The 17,985-nt window shown below is 75.0% G+C and carries 18 protein-coding genes; 12 read left to right on the top strand and 6 right to left on the bottom strand.

Annotated elements, in window-relative coordinates:
* From AB0K82_RS42980 to AB0K82_RS42990, 3 genes are all read right to left on the bottom strand, one after another.
* A partial coding sequence (locus tag AB0K82_RS42980) for a PfkB family carbohydrate kinase (protein WP_364409054.1) occupies positions 1 to 840 on the bottom strand: 840 nt, incomplete at its 3' end.
* Positions 837 to 1,475: an SIS domain-containing protein gene (locus AB0K82_RS42985; RefSeq protein ID WP_364409101.1), complete on the bottom strand. Its 639-nt coding sequence runs from the start codon at positions 1,473 to 1,475 to the stop codon at positions 837 to 839. The genes AB0K82_RS42980 and AB0K82_RS42985, both read right to left, overlap by 4 nt.
* On the bottom strand, positions 1,475 to 2,701 hold the full coding sequence (locus tag AB0K82_RS42990; RefSeq protein ID WP_364409056.1) for a glycosyltransferase: 1,227 nt from the start codon (positions 2,699 to 2,701) through the stop codon (positions 1,475 to 1,477). The genes AB0K82_RS42985 and AB0K82_RS42990 overlap by 1 nt, the downstream gene beginning before the upstream one ends.
* Positions 2,702 to 3,052: 351 nt before the next feature.
* Between AB0K82_RS42990 and AB0K82_RS42995 the strand changes: the two genes are divergently transcribed.
* The 8 genes from AB0K82_RS42995 to AB0K82_RS43030 all read left to right on the top strand — a co-directional run bounded on the left by AB0K82_RS42995 (position 3,053) and on the right by AB0K82_RS43030 (position 12,974).
* Positions 3,053 to 4,684, top strand: a complete 1,632-nt coding sequence (locus AB0K82_RS42995; RefSeq protein ID WP_364409059.1) for a carbamoyltransferase C-terminal domain-containing protein — start codon at positions 3,053 to 3,055, stop codon at positions 4,682 to 4,684.
* A complete protein-coding gene (locus AB0K82_RS43000; protein WP_364409062.1) occupies positions 4,681 to 6,255 on the top strand; it encodes an HAD-IIIA family hydrolase in 1,575 nt (524 codons plus the stop codon). The genes AB0K82_RS42995 and AB0K82_RS43000 overlap by 4 nt, the downstream gene beginning before the upstream one ends.
* Positions 6,248 to 7,306 (top strand): glycosyltransferase family 9 protein, encoded by a 1,059-nt coding sequence (locus AB0K82_RS43005; protein ID WP_364409065.1) that lies wholly within the window; start codon positions 6,248 to 6,250, stop codon positions 7,304 to 7,306. The genes AB0K82_RS43000 and AB0K82_RS43005 overlap by 8 nt, the downstream gene beginning before the upstream one ends.
* A complete protein-coding gene (locus tag AB0K82_RS43010) occupies positions 7,303 to 8,274 on the top strand; it encodes a glycosyltransferase (RefSeq protein WP_364409068.1) in 972 nt (323 codons plus the stop codon). Before AB0K82_RS43005 ends, AB0K82_RS43010 begins: the two co-directional genes overlap by 4 nt.
* Positions 8,259 to 9,203, top strand: a complete 945-nt coding sequence (locus AB0K82_RS43015) for a glycosyltransferase family 9 protein (RefSeq protein WP_364409071.1) — start codon at positions 8,259 to 8,261, stop codon at positions 9,201 to 9,203. The genes AB0K82_RS43010 and AB0K82_RS43015 overlap by 16 nt, the downstream gene beginning before the upstream one ends.
* 181 nt (positions 9,204 to 9,384) lie before the next feature.
* Positions 9,385 to 10,251, top strand: coding sequence for an ABC transporter ATP-binding protein (locus AB0K82_RS43020; RefSeq protein WP_364409074.1), 867 nt, complete (start codon positions 9,385 to 9,387; stop codon positions 10,249 to 10,251).
* A gap of 1 nt (position 10,252) precedes the next feature.
* On the top strand, positions 10,253 to 11,617 hold the full coding sequence (locus AB0K82_RS43025) for an ABC transporter permease (protein WP_364409076.1): 1,365 nt from the start codon (positions 10,253 to 10,255) through the stop codon (positions 11,615 to 11,617).
* Positions 11,610 to 12,974 (top strand): sensor domain-containing protein, encoded by a 1,365-nt coding sequence (locus AB0K82_RS43030; protein ID WP_364409078.1) that lies wholly within the window; start codon positions 11,610 to 11,612, stop codon positions 12,972 to 12,974. Before AB0K82_RS43025 ends, AB0K82_RS43030 begins: the two co-directional genes overlap by 8 nt.
* Before the next feature lie 50 nt (positions 12,975 to 13,024).
* On the opposite strand, the gene AB0K82_RS43035 is transcribed toward AB0K82_RS43030, so the two are convergent.
* From AB0K82_RS43035 to AB0K82_RS43045, 3 genes are read right to left on the bottom strand one after another with little or no spacing between them, the layout of a single operon-like run.
* Positions 13,025 to 13,699 (bottom strand): response regulator transcription factor, encoded by a 675-nt coding sequence (locus AB0K82_RS43035; protein WP_364409081.1) that lies wholly within the window; start codon positions 13,697 to 13,699, stop codon positions 13,025 to 13,027.
* Between the two features lie 50 nt (positions 13,700 to 13,749).
* On the bottom strand, positions 13,750 to 14,649 hold the full coding sequence (locus AB0K82_RS43040) for a glycosyltransferase (RefSeq protein ID WP_364409084.1): 900 nt from the start codon (positions 14,647 to 14,649) through the stop codon (positions 13,750 to 13,752).
* Entirely contained in the window at positions 14,646 to 15,512 is an 867-nt protein-coding gene (locus AB0K82_RS43045) for a glycosyltransferase (protein ID WP_364409087.1), read from the bottom strand. The genes AB0K82_RS43040 and AB0K82_RS43045 overlap by 4 nt, the downstream gene beginning before the upstream one ends.
* Before the next feature lie 158 nt (positions 15,513 to 15,670).
* Between AB0K82_RS43045 and AB0K82_RS43050 the strand changes: the two genes are divergently transcribed.
* The 4 genes from AB0K82_RS43050 to AB0K82_RS43065 are packed head-to-tail and all read left to right on the top strand — an operon-like array spanning position 15,671 to position 17,876.
* Positions 15,671 to 16,243, top strand: a complete 573-nt coding sequence (locus AB0K82_RS43050; protein ID WP_364409089.1) for a hemerythrin domain-containing protein — start codon at positions 15,671 to 15,673, stop codon at positions 16,241 to 16,243.
* Between the two features lie 33 nt (positions 16,244 to 16,276).
* Entirely contained in the window at positions 16,277 to 16,864 is a 588-nt protein-coding gene (locus AB0K82_RS43055; protein WP_364409092.1) for a nucleotidyltransferase, read from the top strand.
* Entirely contained in the window at positions 16,861 to 17,118 is a 258-nt protein-coding gene (locus tag AB0K82_RS43060; protein ID WP_364409095.1) for a BON domain-containing protein, read from the top strand. The genes AB0K82_RS43055 and AB0K82_RS43060 overlap by 4 nt, the downstream gene beginning before the upstream one ends.
* Positions 17,115 to 17,876, top strand: a complete 762-nt coding sequence (locus AB0K82_RS43065; RefSeq protein WP_364409098.1) for a metallophosphoesterase — start codon at positions 17,115 to 17,117, stop codon at positions 17,874 to 17,876. The genes AB0K82_RS43060 and AB0K82_RS43065 overlap by 4 nt, the downstream gene beginning before the upstream one ends.
* The last annotated feature ends 109 nt before the right edge of the window (positions 17,877 to 17,985 follow it).

Here is a 17,985-nt window from a genome sequence, read left to right on the forward strand (position 1 = left end):
CGTTCGACGTTCCAGGTCGTTTGACCGTGCCGCCACAGCACGATCTTGCGCGCCTCGGTCACTTACCGTCACCGGCCCGTACGCGCTGCTCCGAACCGGGGCGGGCGCGACGAACGGCACGCCGTCGCCGACCGACAACAGGGCGCCGCGGTCGCCGAGGGTCACGGCGACACCGCCGACCCGCCAGCGTTCCACCAGCGTGGCGGCGTCCCTGGCGGCCTGGGCGAACGCCCCGTCGCCGGCGGTCGGCTCGTCGCCCGCGAAGGCGCGGGCCTCGGCGCGGCTCGGCGTCACCAGACGGGTACGGGGCAGCGGTGCGGCCCCGAGCGGATGCGGGTCCCACACGACCGGCGTGCCACCGGACAGGCCCGCCAGCAGCCGCCGTATCTCGGGGTGGGCGGTAACGCCGCGCCCGTAGTCGGAGACGAGGACCGCGCCGGCCCGTTCGAGCACGGTCGCGACCCGCGGGTCGACCGGTCCTTCGGCGGCGCGCCCGTCGCCGGTGTCGAGCCGTACGAGCGACTGACCGGCGGCGCGGACCCGGATCTTGCTGGGTGTGGTGCCCCGCATCGGCAGGGGGACGATCTCGACGTGCCGGGCGAGGAGGTCGCGGACGCGCCGTCCGGACCGGTCGTCGCCGAGCGCGGTGATCATGACGACGTCGCGTCCGGTCAGGCGGGCCGCCAGAGTGGCGGCCAGCCCCGCGCCGCCCGCGCGGTGGTGCTCGCGCTGGCAGTCGATGACGGGAACGGGGGCGTCCGGTGTCAGCCGTTCGGCGGATCCCTCCAGGTCGACGTCGAGCAGGACGTCGCCGATGACGACCAGCGGGCCGCCCCTCATACGGCCTCCTCGGCTTCGCGGTCCAGGTCGAGCACGCGGCGGGCGCCGTCGGCGGTGTCGCAGGCCACCGTCCCGCCATCGGTCCCGCACACCACCGCGTCCACGGCGGCGCACAGCATGTGGATCGCGGCGAGGTGCACCTCCTGGACGGTGGCGGTCGACGGCGCCTCCACGGTGATCGCCTCGGCGCAGACCCCCGCGAGGGGGTTCGGCCCGGGGCCGGTGAGCGCCCAGGCGCGCACGCCGACCTCGGCGGCGGCCCTGGCGGCGGCGATGACGTTGCGGCTGCTGCCGCTGGTGGACAGGCAGACCAGCACGTCGCCGGGCCGGCCGTGCGCCCGGACCTGCCGGGCGAACATCTCCTCGGCGCCGTAGTCGTTGCCGATCGCGGTCAGCGCCGAGACGTCGGTGTGCAGGGGGATCGCCGCGAACGGTCGCCGCTCGGTCTGGTAGCGGCCGACGAGTTCGGCGGTCAGGTGCTGGGCCTGTTCGGCGCTGCCGCCGTTGCCGCAGGCGAGCAGCCGTCCACCGTCCTCCAGGACGGCGGCCAGCCGCCGTCCCCAGCTCTCGAGACGGGGGGCCTGGGCCTGAAACCGCCGCAGCGCCCCTTCGAGCGCGGTGAGATGTGCATCGATCACGAGCGTGCTCCTTCCGCGAAGGCCGGCCGTTCCCGCGCCGTCTCGATCACGCGCTCGTAGACGGCCTCGGTCTCGGCCGCGACCCGGTCCCACGGGTACCGGCCGTGTGCGTGCTCGGCCGCCGCGCGGCCCAGGGAACGCCGGAGGACGGGGTCGCCCAGCAGCCGGCGCAGGCACGCGGCCAGGTCGTCCGGCCGCCGGGGCGGCACGTGCAGTCCGGTGACGCCGTCGACGACGGTGTCGAGGTGGCCGCCCACCGCCGAGGCGACGACGGGCACGCCGCAGGCCATCGCCTCGATCGGGACGATGCCGAACGGCTCGTACCAGGGGACGGAGACGACGACGTCCGCCGAGCGGATGAGCGCCGGGATCTCGTCGTGCGCGACCTGGCCCAGGAAGGCGACGCGGTCGGCCACGCCCTGCTCCTCCGCCAGGCCCATCAGCCGGCGTCCCTCCGGGTCGTCGCGCAGCCTGGAGCGTTCCGGTCCGCCCGCGATGACCAGTTCCGCCTCCGGGATCCGGCGCACCGCCTCGATGAGGGTGTCGATGCCCTTGCGGGGGACCAGCCGGCCGATCGTCAGGATGCGGGGCCGGTCCCCGGAGTGTTCGGCCACGGGGCCCTCCGGGCGGAAGCGCCCGGTGTCGACCCCGCAGGGCACGACGAAGACGCGGCCCGGCGGCACACCGTACGCGCCGAGTTCCCGCACCTCGTCGGTGCAGGTCGCGACCACCGCGGTGGCCTCGCGGCCGACCTGGCCCTCCAGGCGCATCCGGCCGGGTGGGCTGGTGTCGGCGGCCCGCTGGTAGCGGCGCTTGACCCGGCCGAGGGCGTGGAACGTCTGCACCACCGGCACGCCGTGCTCCCGGGCGCCGCCGAGGGCGGCGAGCCCGCTCATCCAGAAGTGGGCGTGCACGATGTCGGGCGGTCCGCTCAGCCATCGCCGGGCCAGGTGCGCCGCGAAGTCGGCCATGTACGGCAGCAGGTCGTCCTTGGGAATCGGTCGTGGCGGGCCCGCCGGTACGTGTTCGACCGTCACCCCGGGCGCGAACGGCACCGAGTCCGGCAGGCCGGCGTCGTCACGGCGGGTATGAACGACGACCTCGTGACCGCGCTCCGCCAGTGCCACGGCGAGCGCGCCCACGTGGACGTTCTGGCCCCCGGCGTCCGCGCCACCCAGCGTCGCGAGTGGACTGGCGTGCTCCGAGACCATGTCGATGTTCAAGAGTCACTCCTTTATCGGCGGGCCATACCGACGCCGTTGCCAGGCAGAGTCGTCTCAAACACTGACTAATTTCGCCAAGGTCATGATCGGCGCGCTATGTGCCTATTCCGCTCAGTTCGTGTCAAGTCCCGAGACGCCTTGTGCCACTGCGGAAGTGTGTCGCGAGCTGGCCCGGAACCGCGTCCAGGACGGCCCGGAGGGCCAGTTACTCGCACCTGGAAGCCTTAACAAATCATTACCGTCCGGACGCCTAATCGGGGGGCGCCCGGTAATGGAACTGACAGGGGGTGTTTACCGCCCCGGGCCCAGGGCAACTGGCCTGCGGGAACGAATGCGGATGAGGGGGACTCAGTGCGCGTGCTCGGCATCAACGCCGTCTTCCATGACCCCGCGGCTGCGCTCGTCGTCGACGGGCGCGTGGTGGCCGCCGCGGAGGAGGAGCGGTTCAGCCGCCGCAAGCACGGCAAGCGGCCGGTGCCCTTCTCGGCATGGGAGCAGCCGGTGGAGGCTGCCCGATGGTGCCTGCGGCAGGCGGGCCTGACACCCGAACAGGTCGACCTGGTCGGCTACTCCTACGACCCGTCGCTCGTGCTCCCACCCGAGGAGATGGGCATCGACGACACCTGGGACCACCTGCGCACGACGTACGCGAAGGAGGCGCCGGGCTTCCTCGCCGACGCGCTGCCCGGCCTGGACCGGGACAAGGTCCGGTTCGTGCCGCACCACGTCGCCCACGCGGCCTCCGGAGGGCTCGCGGTGTCCACCGCCGAGCCGCGCAGCGTCCTCGTGTGCGACGGGCGCGGCGAGCGGGCCTCCCACCTGGCGGGCCGGTACGACGGCGGGCGGCTGGACGTGCTGGCCGGGCAACGGCTCCCGCACTCGCTCGGCCTGATGTACGAGGCGCTCACCGCCCACCTGGGCTTCCTGCGCTCCTCCGACGAGTACAAGGTGATGGCGCTCGCGTCGTACGGCAAGCCGCGCTTCCTCGATGAGATGCGCGCCGCCGTCCGGGCGACCGACGACGGCGGCTTCGTCACCGAACGCATCGACTGGGCGGAGCTGGCGCCGCGCCGACGATCCGACGAGGACTGGACGGGCGCGCACGCCGACCTGGCCGCCAGCGTGCAGCGCCGCCTGGAGGAGGTCCTGCTCGACCTCGCGCGCTGGCTGCACGAGCGCACCGGCGACCGGATCCTCACCATGGCCGGCGGAACGGCGCTGAACTGCGTCGCCAACACCGTGCTGCACCGGGAGGGCCCGTTCGAGGAGGTCTGGGTGCAGCCCGCCGCCGGCGACGCGGGCACCGCCCTCGGCGCCGCCCTGCACGTGGCCGCCACCGAGGGCGAGCCCCTGGAGCCCATGCCCGGCGCGGACCTCGGCCGTGGGTTCACGGACCAAGAGATCGAACACGCGCTGCGCACCGCCCGGCTGCCGTACGAGCGGCCCGCCGACCTGGCCGAAGCGGTCGCGGAGGCCCTCGCCGACGACGGCGTCGTCGCCTGGTTCCAGGGCCGGGCCGAGTACGGCCCGCGCGCCCTCGGGCACCGCTCGCTGCTCGCCCACCCGGGCCGCAAGGCCAACCTCGAACGCCTCAACGACGTCAAGGGCCGCGAGCAGTTCCGGCCGGTCGCCCCGATGGTCCTGCTGGAGCGCGCCCCCGAGATCTTCGCGCGGGGCCCGATCCCCAGCCCGTACATGCTCTTCGTGCACGACGTCGCGCCGCAGTGGCAGGACCGCATCCCGGCGGTCGTGCACGTGGACGGCACGGCGCGCGCGCAGACCGTCGACCCGGCAGGGGAGCCCCTCGTCGCCGCGCTGCTGACCGCCTTCGAGCGGCGCACGGGCCTGCCAGTACTGGTGAACACGAGCCTCAACACCGCCGGGCGGCCGATGGTCGACGACATCAAGGACGTCCTGGAGTGCTTCGGCGCCACTCCGATCGACCTGCTCGCCATCGGCCCGTTCGTGGTGAGGCGCCGGTGAGCGCCGGCCTGGAGGACCCGGCGCAGACCCGCGTCGCGAGCGCGGGCGAGGAGAGCGGCGTGACGTACGCCGTCGTGATCCCCACGCTCGTACGGCCCTGTCTGGACGCCTGCCTCGATGCGCTGGCCGCGGCGTCCGGGCCGCTCCCCGCGCAGATCGTCCTGGTCGACGACCGGCGCTCCGCCGAGGGCGGCACGCCGATCAGGGTCCCCGAGCCGCTGCTGCCCCGCACCCGGGTCGTCGCCGCCGGCGGCCGGGGACCCGCCGCGGCCCGCAATCTCGGCTGGCGGCGGACGTCCGCCCCGTGGGTGGTGTTCCTGGACGACGACGTACGGGTCGGGCCGGACTGGCGGTCCCGCCTCGTCGCCGACCTCGCGGAGCGGCCCACGCGCGTCGGCGGCGTGCAGGGCCGGATCCGGGTGCCGTTGCCCGAGGGCCGCCGTCCGACCGACTGGGAGCGGGGAACGGCCGGGCTGGCCGAGGCCCGGTGGATCACCGCGGACCTGGCCTACCGCCGCGAGGCCCTCGTGGAGTGCGGCGGCTTCGACGAGCGGTTCCCCCGTGCGTTCCGGGAGGACGCGGACCTCGCGCTGCGCGTCCTTCGGGCCGGCTGGCTGCTGGAACGCGGCGAGCGCACCACCACGCACCCCGTGCGCCCGGCGTCGCCGTGGATCAGCGTCCGCACCCAGGCGGGCAACGCCGACGACGCGCTGATGCGTGCCCTGCACGGCCCGGACTGGTACGAGCGCGCCGGGGCGGCGCCCGGGCGGCGCCCCCGGCACCTGGCGATCACCGCCGCCGGGCTGGCGGCGGTGGGCCTGGCGGCGACCGGGCGCAGGCGCCTCGCGCTGGCCGCGGCGGCCGGCGCCCTCGCGGGCGTCGGGGAGTTCGCGGCCGCGCGGATCAAACCCGGTCCGCGTACCCCGCGCGAGGTCGCGGTGATGACGGTGACGAGCCTGGCGATCCCGCCGGTCGCGACCTGGCACTGGCTGCGCGGCCTCGTCGCGGCCCGGTCGGCCGCCCCCTGGCCGCCGCCGGTGCGGGCGGTGCTGTTCGACCGGGACGGCACGCTGATCCACGACGTCCCCTACAACAAGGATCCCGAGAAGGTCGAGCCGGTGCCCGGCGCGAAGGAGGCCCTGGACCTCGCCCGGCGGGCCGGGCTGCGCGTCGGCGTCGTCACGAACCAGTCCGCGATCGCGCGCGGCCTGGCCACCGAGGCCGAGGTCGCCGCGGTCAACGCGCGGGTGACCGAGCTGCTCGGCCCGTTCGGCACGTGGCGGCAGTGCCCGCACGGCGCGGACGACGGCTGCGCCTGCCGCAAGCCGGCCCCCGGCCTGGTGCTCCAGGCGGCGGCCGACCTCGGCGTCGCCCCCGAGGAGTGCCTGGTCGTCGGGGACATCGGCGGCGACGTCGCGGCGGCGCGGGCCGCCGGGGCCCGCAGTGTGCTGATCCCGACGCCGCAGACCCGGCCGGAGGAGACGGCCGGTGTACGGCGGGCCGCCGGGCTCGAGGAGGCCGTCCGGTACGCGCTGGCGGGCGGTACGGGCATGGCGATGTGGCATGAGTGAGAGCGGAGGCCCGCGGGTGAGCGGCGATCCGGGGGAGCGGCGTTCGCTGGTGGTGCGCCTGGACAACGCCGGTGACGTGCTGCTCGCCGGGCCGGCCGTCCGGGCCGTCGCCGCGCGGTCCGCGCACGTCACCATGCTGGTCGGGCCGCGCGGCGAGGCCGCCGCCCGGCTGCTGCCCGGCGTCGACGAGGTCGTCGTGTGGCGCGCGCCCTGGGTCGATCTCCGGCCGCCGCCGGTTCGCCGCGACGAGGTCGACGCGCTCGTGGACCGGCTGGCCGCCGGGCGGTTCGACGACGCGCTGATCCTGACGTCCTTCCACCAGTCGCCGCTGCCGACCGCGCTGCTGCTGCGGCTGGCCGGCGTCGTCCGCACGGCCGCCATCAGCGTCGACTACCCGGGTGCGCTGCTGGACGTACGGCACCGGCTCGACGACGACGTTCCGGAGGCCGAACGCGGGCTCTCGCTGGCCCGCGCGGCCGGGTTCCCGCTCCCGCCCGGCGACGACGGCCGCCTCGCCGTGCGGACCCCGCTGCCCGACGTGCGGCACCTGACCGGCGGGGACCGCTACGTCGTCCTCCACCCGGGCGCGTCGGTCCCGGCCCGCGCGTGGCCCGCCCGGCGCTGCGCCGAGGCGGTCGCCGAGCTGACCGGGCGCGGTCGGCGGACGCTCGTCACCGGCGCCGATGCCGAGCGCGACCTGACGGCGCGGGTCGCGGGGGAGACCGGCGTCGACCTGGGCGGCCGTACGAGCATGGCCGAGCTCGCCGCGATCCTCGCCGGGGCGGCCGTGGTCGTCGTCGGCAACACCGGCCCGGCGCACCTGGCCGCCGCCGTCCGCACGCCGGTCGTGTCGCTGTTCGCCCCCGTCGTCCCGGCGGCGCGGTGGGCGCCCTACGGCGTGCCGCACGTCCTGCTCGGCGACCAGAACGCCGCCTGCCGCGACACCCGGGCACGCGAGTGCCCCGTTGACGGACATCCCTGCCTGTCGGAGGTCACGGCCCAGGAGGTCGCCGACTCCGTCGAGAAACTCGCCATCGAGGTGAGCCGATGAGGGTGCTGATCTGGCACGTCCACGGGTCGTGGGCGACCGCCTTCGTCCAGGGGCCGCACACCTACGTGCTGCCCGTGACGCCGGACCGGGGGCCGGACGGCCTCGGCCGGGCCCGTACATGGGACTGGCCCGCGAACGCCGTCGAGGTGCCGCCCGAGCGGCTCCGCGACGAGGAGATCGACGTGGTCGTCCTCCAGCGGCCGCACGAGGAGAAGCTGGTCGAGGAGTGGCTGGGCCGCCGCCCCGGCGTCGACGTGCCCGCCGTGTACGTCGAGCACGACGCGCCCTGGGGCGACGTCCCGCTGACCCGGCACCCGATGGCCGACCGGCCGGAGATCATCCTGGTCCACGTCACCCACTTCAACCGGCTGATGTGGGACAGCGGGCGCACGCCGACCCGTGTCGTCGAGCACGGCGTCGTCGACCCGGGGCTCCGGTGGACCGGCGAGATCGAGCGGACCGCCGTGGTGGTCAACGAGCCGCTGCGGCGCGGCCGGTACGTGGGTACCGACCTGCTGCCGTACTTCGCGGACGGCATGGGGCTGGACGTGTTCGGGATGAAGGTCCGGGACCTGCCCGGCCGGCTCGGCCTGCCCGGCGTCCACGCCTACGAGGACCTGCCGCAGGAGCGCATGCACGAGGAACTGGCCCGGCGGCGCGTCTACCTGCACCCGATCCGGTGGACCTCCCTGGGCCTGTCGCTGCTCGAGGCCATGCACCTGGGCATGCCCGTGGTGGCCCTGGCCACCACCGAGGTCGTCGAGGCGGTGCCCCGCGAGGCGGGGATCATCTCCACCCGGCCCGACCGGCTCCGCGACGGCCTGCGGCGGCTGCTGGCCGACCGCGAGGAGGCCGCCCGGCTCGGCAAGGCCGCCCGCGCCGCCGCGCTCGAGCGCTACGGCCTGGCCCGCTTCCTCACCGACTGGGAGGACATCCTGGCCGAGGCGACCCGTTGCCGGCCGTCCTGATGCTGCGCGCCCTCGGCCTGGGCGACTTCCTGACCGGCGTGCCCGCCTACCGGGCGCTGCGCCGGGCCTACCCGGACGCCGAGACGGTCCTGGCCGCCCCGGAGGCGCTGCGGCCCCTGGCGGCGCTGACCGGGGCGATCGACCGGCTGCTGCCGACGGGGGAGCTGCGGCCCATCCCGTGGGACGGGCCGCCGCCCGACGTCGCCGTCGACCTGCACGGCAACGGCCCCGCCAGCCACCGGTCGGTCGACGCGACCGGCGCGGCGACCCGCATGATGTACGCGTCCGCGGCCGCACCGGACGTCGCCGGCCCGTGGTGGGACGACGACGAGCACGAGGTCGGCCGGTGGTGCCGCCTCGTCGAGTGGTGGGGGGTCCCGGCCGACCCGGGCGACCTGCTGCTGCGCGCCCCGGCGGCGGAGCCGCAGGTCCGCCGGGCGGCCGTCGTGCACCCGGGCGCGGCGTTCCCCGCCCGCCGTTGGCCGCCCGACCGCTTCGCGGCCGTGGCCCGCGCGCTGGCCGCCGAGGGACACCCGGTGACGATCACCGGGACCGCCGGGGAACGCGACCTCGCGGCGGCCGTCGCCGAGGGCGCCGGGCTGCCCGCCGCGGCCGTGCTGGCCGGGACCACCGGGCTCACCGGCCTGGCCGCCCTCGTCGCCGACGCCGCCGTCGTGGTCAGCAACGACACCGGCGTGTCCCACCTGGCCACCGCGTACGGCGTGCCGTCCGTGACGCTGTTCGGCCCGGTCTCCCCGGCGCTGTGGGGACCGCCGGAGGACGGCCCGCACGTCGCCCTGTGGCACGGCACGGGCGGCCGTCCGGGTGACGCGCACGGCGGCGAACCCGACCCCCGCCTGCTCCGGATCACCGTCGAGGAGGTCCTCGCCGCCCTCGCCGGTCTCCGCCAGCCGGCGGGCCGACGGTGACGCCTTCCAGGGAGGCACCGAGACCCCGCCCGCCGACGCGGCCGCACTGGCCAAGGACGCGATCAACGTCTGAGGCCCGGTCCACCCGGCGACGCGGGCGTGCCGGGGTGCGGATTTCCGTACCACGGATCCGGATGGAAGCACGATCGTGCGGCTCCTCCGACCGGTCCAGGCTTGCGACATGCCCATTTCGAACCCGCACGGCCGCTTCCCGACGCCCGACGGTCCCGGAACCGGCGCCGCCGCCTCGCCGTCCCGACCCGGCGGCGCGCTCGCCCCCTCCAAGCCCTCTCGAGACGGCACGGCGGACGCCGCTTTCGGCGACGGCGCGACGGCCCGGTGCGATGACCTGCACCGCCGCTACGGGAGGGGCGCGAACACCGTCCACGCCCTGCGCGGCGTGACCGTCGCCTTCGCACCGGGGACGTTCACGGCCGTGATGGGGCCCTCCGGGTCGGGCAAGACGACCCTGTTGCACTGCGTCGCGGGCATGGACCGGCCGACCTCCGGAACCGTCTGGTGGGGACCGACCGAGGTGTCCCGGCTGCGGGAGCGGCGGCTGGCCGAACTGCGCCGCGCCGAGGTCGGTTTCGTCTTTCAGTCCTTCAATCTGATGCCCGCCATGACGGTCGAGCAGAACGTGACGCTGCCGGGCCGGCTGGCCGGGCGGCCGCCGGAGCGGACGGTGGTGCGCGAGGCGCTGCGGCAGGTGGGGCTCGGCGGGCGCGAACGGCACCGTCCCGGCCAGCTCTCCGGCGGCCAGCAGCAGCGGGTCGCCATCGCGCGGGCCCTGGTGTCCCGCCCGAGGGTGCTGTTCGCCGACGAGCCCACGGGCGCGCTCGACCGGCGGACCGGCGTCGAGATCCTCTCGCTGCTGCGCGCCGGCGTCGACGAGCAGGGGCAGACCTGCGTCATGGTGACGCACGACCCGGTCGCCGCCGGGTACGCCGACCGCGTCGTGGTGCTGGCCGACGGTGTCATCGTCGATGATCTGGATCGCCCTTCGGCGGCGGCCGTCTCAGCCCGGCTGAGCCGGCTGGGAGGCTGACGTGCTTCGACTGGCCTTCGGGCAGATCCGGACCCGGCCCGCGACGTTCGCCGGACTCGCCATGGCCCTGTTCATGGCGGTGACCGCGATCACCCTGTTCGGGTCGCTGATCGCCGCGAGTGTCGTCTCACCCCCGGCGCACGCGGGGCAGCCCGGTCTCGCGATCATCGGCGGGGCGTTCGGGGAGATCGCCGTCCTGGTGGCCCTGTTCGTGGTGGTCAACACCCTCGGCTTCGCGATCCGCCAGCAGCACCGGGATCTGGCGCTCCTGCGCACCGTGGCGGCCACCCCCCGGCAGGTCCGCGGGCTGGTGCGCCGGCAGGTGCTGATCGTGGTCTTCCTCGTCAGCCCGGCCGGCTGGACGGCCGGGATGCTGGGCGCCCACCGCCTGCTCGGCGCGCTCGTGGACCGGGACCTGGTGCCGGCCGGAAGCCGGATTCCCTTCACTCCGGTACCCGCCGCGGCCGCCTCGGTGATCGCACTCCTTCTCGGCATGCTGTCGGCCGTGGTCGCCGCCCGCCCGGTCTGCCGCGTCGCCCCGGCCGTCGCGCTCGGGGAGAGCGTCGGCGGCGACCGGCGAATCGGACCGATCCGCACGCCCGCCGGGTTCCTCGCACTCGCCGGCGGAGGCGCTCTCTGCCTCGCCATCGCCCGGCAGCCCCCGGACAAGGCCGGGCAGGGCGCGCTGCTGGCCACGCTGGTCCTCATGGTGGCGGTCGCGCTCCTCGGACCGCTGTTCACCGTGGCCGTCGTCACGGTCCTCGGCCTGCCCGTACGGGTCGTCGCGCCCCGCTCGGGCCGGCTCGCCGACGCGAACCTGCGCGGGTACGCGGCCCGGCTGTCGTCGGCGGTGGTCCCCCTGGCGCTGCTGACCGCGCTGGCGTGCGCGTTCCTGTCCCTCGGCGATACGGTCAGGGACGCCGCCCACCACCTCTCGGGAACGGAGCTGACCTCGGTGAACTCCGCCGGCGACGTCTGGCTCCGCCAGGTCGAGCTGATCATCCTCGTCTGCTTCGGCGGCGTGTCGACGGTCAACACCCTGGCGGCGCTGACCGCCGCGCGGCGCCGCGAGTTCGCGCTGCTGACCCTGGTCGGCGCGACCCGCCGGCAGCTCGCGTCGATGCTCTGCGCCGAGTGTCTGCTGATCACTGCGGTGGGCACGCTCACCGGCACGGCCGTCGCGGGGGTCACCGTGAGCTCGTTCAGCGTGACGCTGCCGGGATCCCCGCTCCCGTCGATGGACCCGGCGGGCTATGGATCGATCGCGGCGGGTGTGGCGGCGCTGGCCGCGCTCGGCATCCTCCTCACCGGACTGCGGGCGATCTCCGGGCCGGCCACGGAGACGGTCGCGGGGCAGCGTGGCTGATCGCTCCGGCGGCCCTGCCGGGCTCGGGCGCGCCGCCGACTCGGAGGAGGCCCGGCGGGCGGGACGGTTCCGGCCCCGCCTGCCCCGGATCCGGCCCGGTCTGCCCCGATTCCGGCCCGGGCGTCCCCGGTTCCGGCCCCGTCTGCCTCGGCCCGCCGTGCGGCCCGGCGAGGTCGTCTTCGCCGTCGCGGGGCTGCCGGCGGCCGTCGCCGGTGCCGCCTTCGTCTTCGCCATGCTGTATGCGGGCGCGCTTCTGGCGGTGACCCTCATCGGGCTGCCGCTCGTCGCGGCGGGCCTGCGCGGCGCCCGGGTGCTCGGCACGCTGCACCGCCGCGCCGTCGCGCGGCTCCTCGGGGAGGAGGTCCCGGGCCCGGAGCCGGTGCCGCCCGCGCCCGGAGTGCTCGGCTGGATCCGCGCCGGGCTCACCGACCCGTCGGGCTGGCGGGCCCTGCTGTACCTGGTCCTCCGCCTTCCGGCCGGCCTGGCGGCCTTCCTGACCGTGGTCGTGCTGCCGGCCGCCGCGGTGTGGCTGATCGGCTTCCCCGCGCTCGCCTCTGCGCTCGCCCCGCACGACCGGGCCGTCCCCTGGTGGGCGAACGTCGCCGGCCCGTCGCTCGGGCTCGTTCTGCTGGCGGCCGTCCCCGCCGCCATTCGCGGGGCGAGCGGGCTGAATCGCGGACTGGCCCGGCTGCTGCTCGGCCCGACGTCCGGGCAGCGGCGGATGCGCGCGCTCGAACGGTCGCGGCACGCGCTGGCCGCCGAGAGCACCGAGGCGCTGCGCTCGATCGAACGCGATCTCCACGACGGAACACAGGCCGAGCTGGTCGCCATCGCCATGACCCTCTCCTTGGCCGACGACGCGCTCGGCGCACGCCCGGATCCGGCGCTGGACCGGCTGTCCGTCCTTCTCTCCCGGGCGCGGACCCAGACCGACGACGCCATCGCGGGGCTGCGGCGGATCACCCGTGGCATCAATCCGGTGCCGCTCGACGCGGGTCTCGGCGCCGCCCTCCGCTCCCTGGCCATGGGCAGCCCCGTCCCGGCCGACCTGCGCCTGGACCTACGCGAACGCCCGGATCCGGCGATCGAGCGCGTGGTGTACTTCTGCGCGGCCGAGCTCCTGACCAACGTCGCCAGGCACAGCGGGGCGGACACCGCCACCGTCGAGGTCGTCGCCGCTCACGGCCGGGTCCGGCTGGTCGTGACCGACGACGGACGGGGTGGCGCGTTCCCGGCCGGCGGGAGCGGGCTGACCGGCCTGGGCCGGCGGGTGGAGGCCGTGGGCGGAACGATCCGGATCATCAGCCCCGAGGGCGGACCGACGACCGTCGTCGCCGACCTGCCGAGCACGGTGTGAGCGCCGGTCGCAGCGACCTCGTCACCGGCGCGACGTCGGAGCCGCGTGGATCACGCGCCACTTCCGGTCTCGGTCAGGTAGGTGAGCACCGCCTTGACCCGGCGATTGTCGCTCTCGGCGGGAGGCAGGTCGAACTTCATGAAGATCGCAGCCGCGTGCTTCTCCACCGCCCGCTCCGTGACCACCAGGCGCTGGGCGATGGACCGGTTCGAGTGCCCCTGCGCCATGAGGTCGAGCACCTCCCGCTCCCTCGGGGTGAGCGAGTCGATCCGGTTCCGCCGGGTACCGCCCCGCAGCAGCCCGGTGACGATCTCCGGATCGAGCACCGTTCCGCCCGTGGCCACCCGGTGCAGGGCGTCGACCAGTTCGGCGGTGCGGGCCACCCGTTCCTTGAGCAGGTAGCCCACTCCGGCGGCACCGGCCGACAGCAGCCGCTCCGCCAGGATCGCCTCCACGTGCTGGGAGAAGACGAGGATGCCGACCTCCGGCCGGCGTCTCCGGAGCTCAAGGGCGGCACGGATGCCCTCGTCGGTGTGCGAGGGCGGCATCCGGATGTCCACGACGGCGACGTCGGGGCGGTGCTCGGCGACCGCCGCCAGCAGATCCTCGGCGGTGCCGACCGCCGCGACGACCACGCATCCCCGCGCGGACAGCAGTTCCGACATGCCGTCACGCAGGACGACCGAGTCCTCGGCCAGCACCACCCGCAGGGAGCGTTCCGTCATGCACGTCATCATGCCGCCGTCCGAGCGCTTCCAGCGCCATCAGGCTCGCTTCAGCCGACGTAGCGGCGGGCGGGGGAGGTGCGCTGGGGCTCCTCCAGCAGCCGCAGGGCCCGCTCGACATGGTGGGGGACCGGTCGCCGTTCCCGGATCACCCACGGCAGGCCGCCGAGGGCCTCGGCCACCGCCGACACGCTCGTACGGTCCCGGGGCACCGAGCGCAGCACGGTCAGCGTCCGGCGGAGGGCCGACCGGACCGGGCGGCGCAGCCAGGTCGTCCAGAGCGTGTTGCGGATGCCGACCCGGCGCCGTTCGCGGGGATCGCGCGCGGTCGACGCCGCGTGATGCACGACGACGTCCTCGGCCCAGCACATCCACCAGCCCCGGGTCGCCAGGTCCATGCCGAGCAGTTCCTCCTCCCCGCCCAGCACCAGGCGCGGCGAGAACCCGCCGACCTCGCGGAACGCCTCGACCCGGATCATCGACGCGCCCGCCAGGATGCTCATCAGGGCGGGGCCCGGCATCCAATCGGGGGCGGGCACCGGCGAGTGCCGCAGCTCCGGGGTGATGGGATCCTCCTCCAGCTCCGGCTCGACCAGGATCAGGCCGGTGACCGTCGCCAGCCGGGGACACCGGTCGAGCAGGTCCGCCGCACCCCCCAGCGCGCCCGGCTCCCACCAGGTGTCGTCGTCACAGAAGGCGACGTACGGCGTGGACACGTCCTCGACGGCGAGGTTGCGGGCGACGGCGCCCAGGTTGCGCGCGGACCGGATCAGCCGGACCCGCGGGTACGCGTCGGCGACGGTGTCCGAAGTGCCGTCGGACGAGGCGTTGTCGACGACGATGATCTGCGGGCGTTCGGGCAGCCGGGTCATGAGGTCGAGGGTCCGCAGCAGTTCGGGCCGGCGGTCCCGGGTCGCGATCACCACGGTGACCCGCGGGTCCGGGTTCACCGGGCCTCTCCGGCGAGCCGGCGGATGCCGCCCTCGACGGCCGCCGGGACAGGCCGCCGGGCCGCCAGGGCCGACGGCAGGCGCACGGCGGCGCCCGCGAGGGCCGCGCGCGAGTCGCCGTCCCGCAGCGCCCGCGCCCCCAGCCGCGCGGTCTCCCGCACCGCCACCAGGCCGGGACGGCGCATCCAGGTCGTGAGCACGGTGTTGCGCAACTCGCTGCGGCGGCGCCGGTGGGACGGCGGCCGGTCGGCCGACGGCTCGTGCACCGCGACGATCTCCGGGACGTGGCACAGCCCCCAGCCCGCGGCGGCCAGGTCGTAGGACAGCAGGCGCTCCTCGCCGACGAAGAACAGCAGCGGGTGGAACCCGCCGACGTCGAGGAACGCCCGCCGGCGGACGATCGAGGCGCACGCCAGGAACCCCAGGACGGGCGGGCCGGGCAGGTCGGGGTCGGGCGGGAGCGGCGACTCGGCCATCGCCGCGTTGATCGGGTCGGGCTCGCGTTCGGGCCCGACGAGGGTGTGCGCCGCGATCAGGCCGAGGCGTGGATGAGCGTCGAACAGGTCGGCGGCGCGGGTCAGCGCCCCCGGCTCCCACCACGAGTCGTCGTCGCTGAACGCGACGCACCGGGTGCGGGCCAGATGGACGCCGACGTTGCGGGCCGCGGCCCCCCGGTTGCGGCCCAGCGGCACGAGCCGCACACCGGGGTGATCGGCCGCCACCGCGCTCGCGGTACCGTCCTCCGAGCCGTTGTCGACCACCACGATGACCGGCCGGTCCGGCAGGGCCGTCAGCCGACCGAGGGTGCGCAGCAGTTCCGATCGCCTGTTCCTGGTGGCGATCACGACGGTGACACGGCTCACCGATCGACCTCCCCGCGATCCGGGTAACCGGTCGACTACCCGCCGACGGATCACCGAATCCTCGGCTCGCGGGGACCTCGCCGAGCGGCCCGCCGAGGACGGTTTTGAACCCCACCGCGCGGGCAGGGAGGGCGCGTCGGCAACCAAGGGGAGGAGCCATGCCGAACGTATTCGACGTGCTTCAGAAAGACCATGAAGAGGTCAAGAAGGCGCTCGCCGAACTCGAGAAGGGCCCGACCGCGACCACCGGAGCCGGTTCGGACCAGCTGAAGGTCCGCGAGAAGCTGGTCGATCAGCTGATCATCGAGGAGTCCAAGCACGAGGCAGTCGAGGAGGAGTACTTCTGGCCGGCGGTCCGCGACAAGCTGTCCGACGGCGACCACCTCGCCGACGAGGCCACCGACCAGGAGCAGGCCGCCAAGCACATCCTCAACGACCTGATGGACCTGAGCCCCGACGACCCGAGGTTCGAAGACCGCCTCCGCACGTTCATCACCGACGGGCGCGAGCACATCGCCTACGAGGAGGAGCGCGTCTGGCCCCGCATGCGGGAGGCGCTCAGCGCGGAGGAGGCGGACGAACTCGGCACCAAGGTCGAGGAGGGTAAGAAGCTGGCCCCGACACGGCCGCATCCGAACACGCCGCCCAGGCCCGGCATCCTCAAGACGGTCGGAAAGGCCGCCGCCGTGGCGGACCGGGCACGGGACGCGGTCACCGGACGTGGCGATTGAGCGCCCCGGACTCCGCCCGGAGGGCCCCGCGCCATGGGTGACGTCGAAGCCGCACCGGGCGAGCTGCTGGAGACTTTGAGGAAGGCCGCGGCGGCGCTGACCGACGCCGGGATCAAGTTCGCGCTGGCGGGCGGGTACGCCGCGTACGCGCGCGGCGCCGCGCCGTCGACCCACGACGTCGACTTCGTGCTGACCGAGGACGAGGTCGAGGGCGCGCTCTCGGCCCTGGAATCCGTGGGAATGCGGCGCGTCGAGATCCCCGAGGGCTGGCTCGCCAAGGTCCACGATGACGGCCGTACGGTCGACCTGATCTTCCGCCCGTCGGGGCGGGCCGTGGACGCCGCGCTGCTCGCCCGCGCCGAGGAGCTGAACGTCGAGGCGGTCGCCATGCCGGTGCTGACCGCCACCGACCTGACGGTGCTGCGCCTTCTCGCGTTCGACGAGAAGGCCAGCGACTTCGGGGCATACCTACCGGTGTCGCGGGCGCTGCGCGAACAGGTGGACTGGCCGCGGGTGATCGCCGCCACGGCGGACTCCCCGTACGCCTACGCCTACCTGACCCTGCTGCACCGCCTGCGCGTGATGGAGTACGGGCCGCCGTACGAAGGGAGTGACGGATGACGCCCAGCGACCCGCCCCACTACCTCGCCGCCCGCATCAAGAGCCGCCTCGCCGAGGACGCCCGCACGGTCGAGCTCGGCATCCAGGTCGACGTCCGTGGTGACGTCGTCTTCCTGCGTGGTCAGGTGGCGACTTCCCGGAGGCGGGAACTCATCGAGACGGTCGCCCGTGAGGCGGCCGGCGGAAAACGGATCTCCAACGATGTGACCGTCGTGGAGATCCGGCCCCCGAAAACGGAGGAACCGACCCCATGATTCGTGTGGCCGCGGTCGGCGACATCCACGTCGGCGAGGATGTGCGCGGCCTGTACCGCAACCGACTGACCGGGATCGCCGGTGACGCCGACGTGCTGCTCGTCGCCGGCGATCTGACCCAGCACGGCACGGCGGAGGAGGGACGGATGGCCGCGGAGGAGCTCCGCGACATCGGCGTCCCGGTCATCGCCGTGCTCGGCAACCACGACTACCACTCCGACGCGGAGACCGAGATCACGAAGGCGCTGAAGGACGCGGGGATCACCGTCCTCGAAGGCGAGTCGACCGTGATCGACTGCCACGGCAGGCGCCTCGGCGTGGCCGGCGCCAAGGGCTTCGGCGGCGGCTTCGCGGGCCGCTGCGGCTCCGACTTCGGCGAGCCGGAGATGAAGGCCTTCATCCGCCACACGAAGGCCACCGCGGCCAAGCTCGGCGAGGCCCTGGGCGCGCTGGACGCGGACGCGCGCGTGGCCCTGACCCATTACGCACCGGTCAAGGACACCCTCAACGGCGAACCCCTCGAGATCTTCCCCTTCCTCGGCAGCTACCTGCTCGCCGAGGTGATCGACGGCGCGGGGATCGACCTCGCCGTGCACGGTCACGCCCACCGCGGCGTGGAGAAGGGGATAACGCCGGGCGGAATTCCCGTGCGCAACGCCGCGCTGCCGGTCATCGAGCGCGCCTACGCGGTGTACTGCGTCGGCGGCGTGGACGACGTCGAGTGCGCACCCGACGACACCGTCGGCGCGACCGCGTGACGCACGAGCGAAGGGGTCCGCGCCCGGTGACCGCGTAAGGCACGGCGAAGGGGTCCGCGCCCGACGGGCGCGGCGCCCCTGCACGTGCCCGCGCGGCGGAGGGCGGCAC

The organism is Actinoallomurus sp. NPDC052274, from assembly GCF_040679475.1.
In the GTDB taxonomy this organism is placed as follows: domain Bacteria; phylum Actinomycetota; class Actinomycetes; order Streptosporangiales; family Streptosporangiaceae; genus Actinoallomurus; species Actinoallomurus liliacearum.